Below are 5,293 nucleotides of genomic sequence, written 5' to 3' on the forward strand. Positions count from 1 at the left end.
TTGGCCGTTGACACTCACACGACCTGCGGCAATGACTTCTTCCATATAACGGCGAGAACCCAAACCGACTCGTGCGAGTACCTTTTGCAACTTTTCACTCATGACAGCATAACCTTAGAAATTATCATCAACAGTTCACCTATTTACGACTTCGGTGCATTCGCATCGAGCGCCATAAAAGCTTCCTTGGCATCCTGCAGGGGAGGCAACTGGCCTAAAGAACTTAAGCCAAATGCATTTAAAAATTGAGGCGTCGTAACTAACAACGCAGGTCTTCCTGGGAGTTCACGAAAACCAGATTCTTTAATCCAGTTCCAATCAAATAACGTTCGTAACAGTTGACTGTTATTTGAGACTCCTCGAATTTGTTCTATATCTGCTCGAGTGACGGGTTGATGATAAGCAACCACGGCCAACATTTCGAGTAGCGATGGCGAGAGACGAGTTGGTCGCTCGGGCCACGTCTGTGCAACGATTTGACGGTATTTTGCTCGAACTTGAAAACGAAAACCTTGAGCAGTTTCAATTAGTTCGATTGACCGACCATGCTGTAGCATGGCAAGTTGTTGTAAAAACTGGCGTAAATCTTGTTTACTATATTGATTTTGGAACGATTCTTTTAAACGTGCAAGTGATACAGGTGCATCACTTGCAAAAATAATCGCTTCCAGTTGCATCACTACTTCATGTAAGTTGTCTTCATTGGATACAGGAGTCGTTGTGTCTTGCATTATTTTTTCACTCCTTGTATTGAAAGCGGGGCTTCAACGCCAGAACTTACAATTTGAATCCGCTGTTGACGAGTTAATTCTAAAATGGCCATAAACGTCACAACCATACCCATACGACCTTGAATGGGACGCAGTAAAGACTCAAAAACTAAAACTTCACCTGAAGCGACTTTACTTTCAATAAAAGCCATGCGCTCTTCAAGTAAAACTGGTTCTTGTGCAATTTGATGGGTGATGGGCTCAGGTCGGTTAAACACGCAGAATAAGGCATCACGGAGTTGTTGCACATTATGGCCATCATTCTGATCTAGAGTTTGGCCTAAACTGACATTGGTTGAGAAGGTATCTCGTTCTAAAATAGGCATTTGCCCCAAGCGCTCAGCCGCCTGTTTAATGCGTAAATACGTTTCTAAGCGATCAATCAGTTCTTGTTTCGGATCTTTTTCGATTTGAATCGCATTTGGAGCTTTGGGTAAAAGCAGGCGTGACTTTAAATCTGCCAATAGTGCAGCCATCACCATATAGTCAGCAGTCAGCTCAATGTTCAGTGACTTCATGGCATCCATATAAGACAGGTATTGCGCGGCAATGGGGGCAATATCTAACTGTAATAAGTCAAAGCCGTTTTTTTGAATCAGGTAAATTAAAAAGTCGAGTGGTCCTTCAAAATGCTCAAGGAGAATTTCAAATGCAGCAGGAGGAATATATAAATCCTCAGGAATGGAGTCATGCCACTCATCCATCACACGGATTTGCGGAAGATCTTCCATAGCATTATGGACGGATTGATTCATTACAGTTATTGGCCACGCGAATTTTCAAAAGCATGAGTTTTTGGTGTTCAAGGGATGACACGTACTACAAAGAGCAACGCTATTCTAATCGAAATTGATACTTTAATAAATTACTCACTTACAAAAACCTTAAAGTTGTCAGGGTATTTTTCATATTTATGCAATTTAATGTGAGTTATATAAAAACTTTATGCTTAAATTATCACCTAAATGCTTATTTTTTTTCTACGTTATAAATCATTATGAAAAATTATTTAAAAACACAACAGAATGAGTTCGGTCCAAATGTTAGTTTTTCACTCAAGCATAATTTATCAATTCAGCCCATTTCAGGGGTGCTGAAAGGGCAATATATCAACTTAATTGATGTTGCTGAGGGTCTATCTGAGCAAGCAGCAAGCTTATTTGGGATTGTGTCGTCACTGAGCCTAGTGAAGAATGTTGGACGTATCTGCCTTATTCTGCACCACAAAGCCTAGAGACCTTAAAAGATTCATTACAAAATTTATTTGGTTTTAAAGATTCGACCCATTTTTTGATTGAAGTTGATGGAGAGGTTCAAGGTTGGATTGCCTTGTTAAATCCAAGACTTGGGCATACTGTGATAGAAATTGGTAATGTTTATTTTTCCCATAAAATGAAAAAATCTAAAGCTTCAACTGAGGTGATCTTTTTACTATTACAACAATGTTTTGCCAATGGTTTTAGACGTGTAGAGTGAAAATGTGATGACTGTAATGCATCATCGAAAACCGCAGCCTTACGCTTTGGTTTTCAGTATGTAGGTTTATTTCGTCAAGATCGTATAGTCAAAGGATGAAACCGAAATACCGCATGGTTTTCAATTATTGATGAAGAATGGTCAGACTTGGAGAAAATCTATCAGCAATGGCTCAGTCCTGAGAATTTTGATGCTCAGGGTTTTCAAAAGCAGCGATTGTCTGATTTTTTTGAAGGCTTATGAGTAATTCTTAAAATTCTCTTATTCTAATTTTAAGAATTACTCATAAAGTTATCATTGATTTTCTAGTCATCGGAAAGTTAGTCTTTATAGCTTTTTTATAATATTAATTCATTGAATTTAATTTATTTTTATAAATAATAGCTCAGTCATTAAATGAGTGTGAACTCATCGACTATAAAACTAAATAATGAGGAATAGAATGAATATTAAATTCGTTGCAGTGGGTTTGGTTATTATTGGTGTGTTATTTGGAGGGACTGAATTATATTGGAAAAAACAGTTTGAACAACAGGCACGTGATCATTTTAAAAATATCTCGTTTGTTCAATCTGTCAATGAAGCAATGGCGCGCACCAATTTACCGCTTCAGGTTGATGCACTGAATCAATATCCACATACGTTGGTCTATGTAAATCTGACGCAAAATTTACCAGCATCAGTAGATCAAGCTGATCTAATGACTCAGATGGAAAAGCTGCATCATCAAATGTCGTGCGGCTATTTTGATTATTTGCAACAAAAAGAGGCTGAAGATAAACATAAAGATTTTGGCAAAGCTGTGGTCACTGTGGTCGAAGAAGATCAGCTCGCGATTAGCTATATTTTAAAAAATAAGCAAGGCAAAGTCTGGTATGAACAAAAGCAAATACTTTCACAGTGTCCTGAATTTATTGAATTAAAACAAAGTATTACATAAATATTTTTTAATCTCATGTTGATGGCAGGCATTGAGAGGGAAATGCTCATTTTTACTCAAAAGCACTCACATCGCCTACACCATGGCGAATCACTTCAGGGTGATCCCCTGATAAGTCGACAATACTGGTCGTGCTGAGTGTACCTAGTCCACTGTCAATGAACACATCAATACGCTTTGATAGCTGCATTTCGATGTCATAAGGATCATCCATCGGCTCTTGCTGGTCGGGTAAAATTAAGGTGCTGGTGAGTAGCGGTTCGCCTAGTTCTTTGAGGAGCATTTGGCACACTGGGTTACTTGGAATACGCAAACCAATGGTCTTCTTTTTGGGGTGCATCAAACGTTTTGGGACTTCACTGGTCGCAGGCAAAATAAAAGTAGTCACTGCAGGCGTATTGTTTTTTAGTAAACGATACATGGCATTATCTACTTTGGCATAGGTTGCAATATCTGAAAGATCTGCGCAAATAATGGCATATTGGTGCTTTGACCCGAGCCCGCGAATTTGGGCGATACGCTCCATGGCATGTTTATTGCCGATTTGGCAGCCAATGGCATAAGCTGCATCGGTCGGGTAGACGACTACATCGCCCGCACGAATACGTTCAACCGCTTGGCTAATTAAGCGTGGCTGCGGGTTATCAGGATGGACTCTTAAATGCAGCATGTTTTTATCTCCTGATGTTTTTTCCCACATTATGGCGCTTTATTTAAGCCATGTTCAATGACCTAAATGTGAAACATCTCAAATTTAGTCGAGCATTTCTCTTTCAAATTCATTGCTCTGTAACGTTTTTCCAGCACGTGTACACAAGCAAATACAGTCTATGAAGTATTTCGCATCACGCGGTAGTTGCGCATCCTCTGAAAAATAGGCCTGTACTTGCGCAAAAACATGATCTTTAAAATGACGTCCATCACCGCCTTCACCTGTGAGGTTATCTAAAGACACTCGAAATCTACGACCAAATGCGACAGCAAATAACCACTCAATCGCTTGTGGTTTAATTTCCACTTGTTCAAACAATGCTTGCTGCTCTTGAGTGCGACCATCGGGCGCATACCAATAACCTAAATCGGGTAATAGACGACGTTTGTCACCTGCAATGCTCCAGTGGCTAATTTCATGTAATGCACTATTAAAGAAACCATGGGCAAATTGAATACGAGCAGGGGAGCCTTGCTCTGCTGGAAAGTATTCAGGTTCAAAGTCACCTTTGACCAAGTTGACATTCAGGTGGGAAAACCAATGATTAAAGTGTAAAATGAGCCAATCAACTTGTTGTGCTTCTGTCGAAAAATTCTCCCACGTTGAGAGTTGCACTTGGCGGTCTGAAATGTCAGAATTGGCAGTTGAAATTGTGCTCATAAGTGATGAAATACTCACTTCTGTTTGCGGCTGCAACAGATGCATGACTTAAGTTACCCAAATGGTCTGTCTAAATAAGTACAAAATTGTATCTTAATCTTTGACAGAGTACTGATGAATTTGTAGAATTGCCGCCTTAATTATGTCAGCAAATACCTTTCCGGCACAGATTGAGCCGTTTAAATGGGCTGAACAAGGCTTTACATGGTCAGGTACCCTGCCATTGTCTCGCTTTGTTCGTATTGCTCGTGAAGCTGTTGGATCAATTGATGATCAATTGATTAACATAGACTGTAAGCTATCAATGGATGCGTATCATCGCATTGTATGGCTAGATGGTCACGTTGAAACACAAGTCCCAATGGAATGCCAGCGTTGTTTAGACGTGGTTAACATTGAACTGGTTTCAGATTTTCATCTAGCTCTAGTAGATGATGAGTCACTGATAGAGCGCTTGGATGAGGATGCTGATTTCATCGTCTTAGGTGAAAGTGAAGCGACAACCAAAGGCAGCTATGATGCGCCTGCGACTGCTGATTTACTTTCTCTCATAGAAGATGAATTGTTATTGTTGATGCCATTGTCTCCTAAGCATGATGCTTGTGAACATAAGCACCAACCTGCCATTGAAGAGCTTGTTGAAGAAAAGCGGGATAACCCGTTTGATGTTTAGACAAGTCTGAAGGGTAAACTTAACTAATTTTTGTGTTATACTCTTCCTTATAAGACAACTGA

At 39.7% G+C, this 5,293-nt stretch carries 7 protein-coding genes and 1 pseudogene; 3 read left to right on the plus strand and 5 right to left on the minus strand.

Going from position 1 to position 5,293, the window contains the following annotated elements:
- From B4F08_RS09410 to B4F08_RS09420, 3 genes are all read right to left on the minus strand, one after another.
- A partial coding sequence (locus B4F08_RS09410) for a S4 domain-containing protein (protein WP_291374235.1) occupies positions 1 to 102 on the minus strand: 102 nt, incomplete at its 3' end.
- Between the two features lie 41 nt (positions 103 to 143).
- Positions 144 to 731, minus strand: coding sequence for an SMC-Scp complex subunit ScpB (gene scpB / locus B4F08_RS09415; RefSeq protein ID WP_086208722.1), 588 nt, complete (start codon positions 729 to 731; stop codon positions 144 to 146).
- Positions 731 to 1,525, minus strand: coding sequence for a segregation and condensation protein A (locus tag B4F08_RS09420; RefSeq protein WP_291374231.1), 795 nt, complete (start codon positions 1,523 to 1,525; stop codon positions 731 to 733). Before B4F08_RS09420 ends, scpB begins: the two co-directional genes overlap by 1 nt.
- Positions 1,526 to 1,767: 242 nt before the next feature.
- Here B4F08_RS09420 and B4F08_RS09425 point away from each other — a divergent pair.
- Positions 1,768 to 2,489 (plus strand): annotated as a pseudogene (locus B4F08_RS09425) (GNAT family N-acetyltransferase).
- 199 nt (positions 2,490 to 2,688) lie between these two features.
- Positions 2,689 to 3,186 (plus strand): hypothetical protein, encoded by a 498-nt coding sequence (locus B4F08_RS09430; protein ID WP_291374232.1) that lies wholly within the window; start codon positions 2,689 to 2,691, stop codon positions 3,184 to 3,186.
- A 52-nt stretch (positions 3,187 to 3,238) separates the two neighbouring features.
- Here the strand turns inward: B4F08_RS09430 and B4F08_RS09435 are convergent, their stop codons facing one another.
- A complete protein-coding gene (locus tag B4F08_RS09435) occupies positions 3,239 to 3,856 on the minus strand; it encodes an L-threonylcarbamoyladenylate synthase (protein ID WP_086208719.1) in 618 nt (205 codons plus the stop codon).
- 84 nt (positions 3,857 to 3,940) lie between these two features.
- Complete coding sequence (locus B4F08_RS09440; RefSeq protein ID WP_291374233.1) at positions 3,941 to 4,603, minus strand: elongation factor P hydroxylase; 663 nt, start codon at positions 4,601 to 4,603, stop codon at positions 3,941 to 3,943.
- 97 nt (positions 4,604 to 4,700) lie between these two features.
- Between B4F08_RS09440 and B4F08_RS09445 the strand changes: the two genes are divergently transcribed.
- Complete coding sequence (locus B4F08_RS09445) at positions 4,701 to 5,231, plus strand: YceD family protein (protein ID WP_291374234.1); 531 nt, start codon at positions 4,701 to 4,703, stop codon at positions 5,229 to 5,231.
- The last annotated feature ends 62 nt before the right edge of the window (positions 5,232 to 5,293 follow it).

It is taken from the genome of Acinetobacter sp. UBA6720, assembly GCF_002454215.1.
Classification (GTDB): domain Bacteria; phylum Pseudomonadota; class Gammaproteobacteria; order Pseudomonadales; family Moraxellaceae; genus Acinetobacter.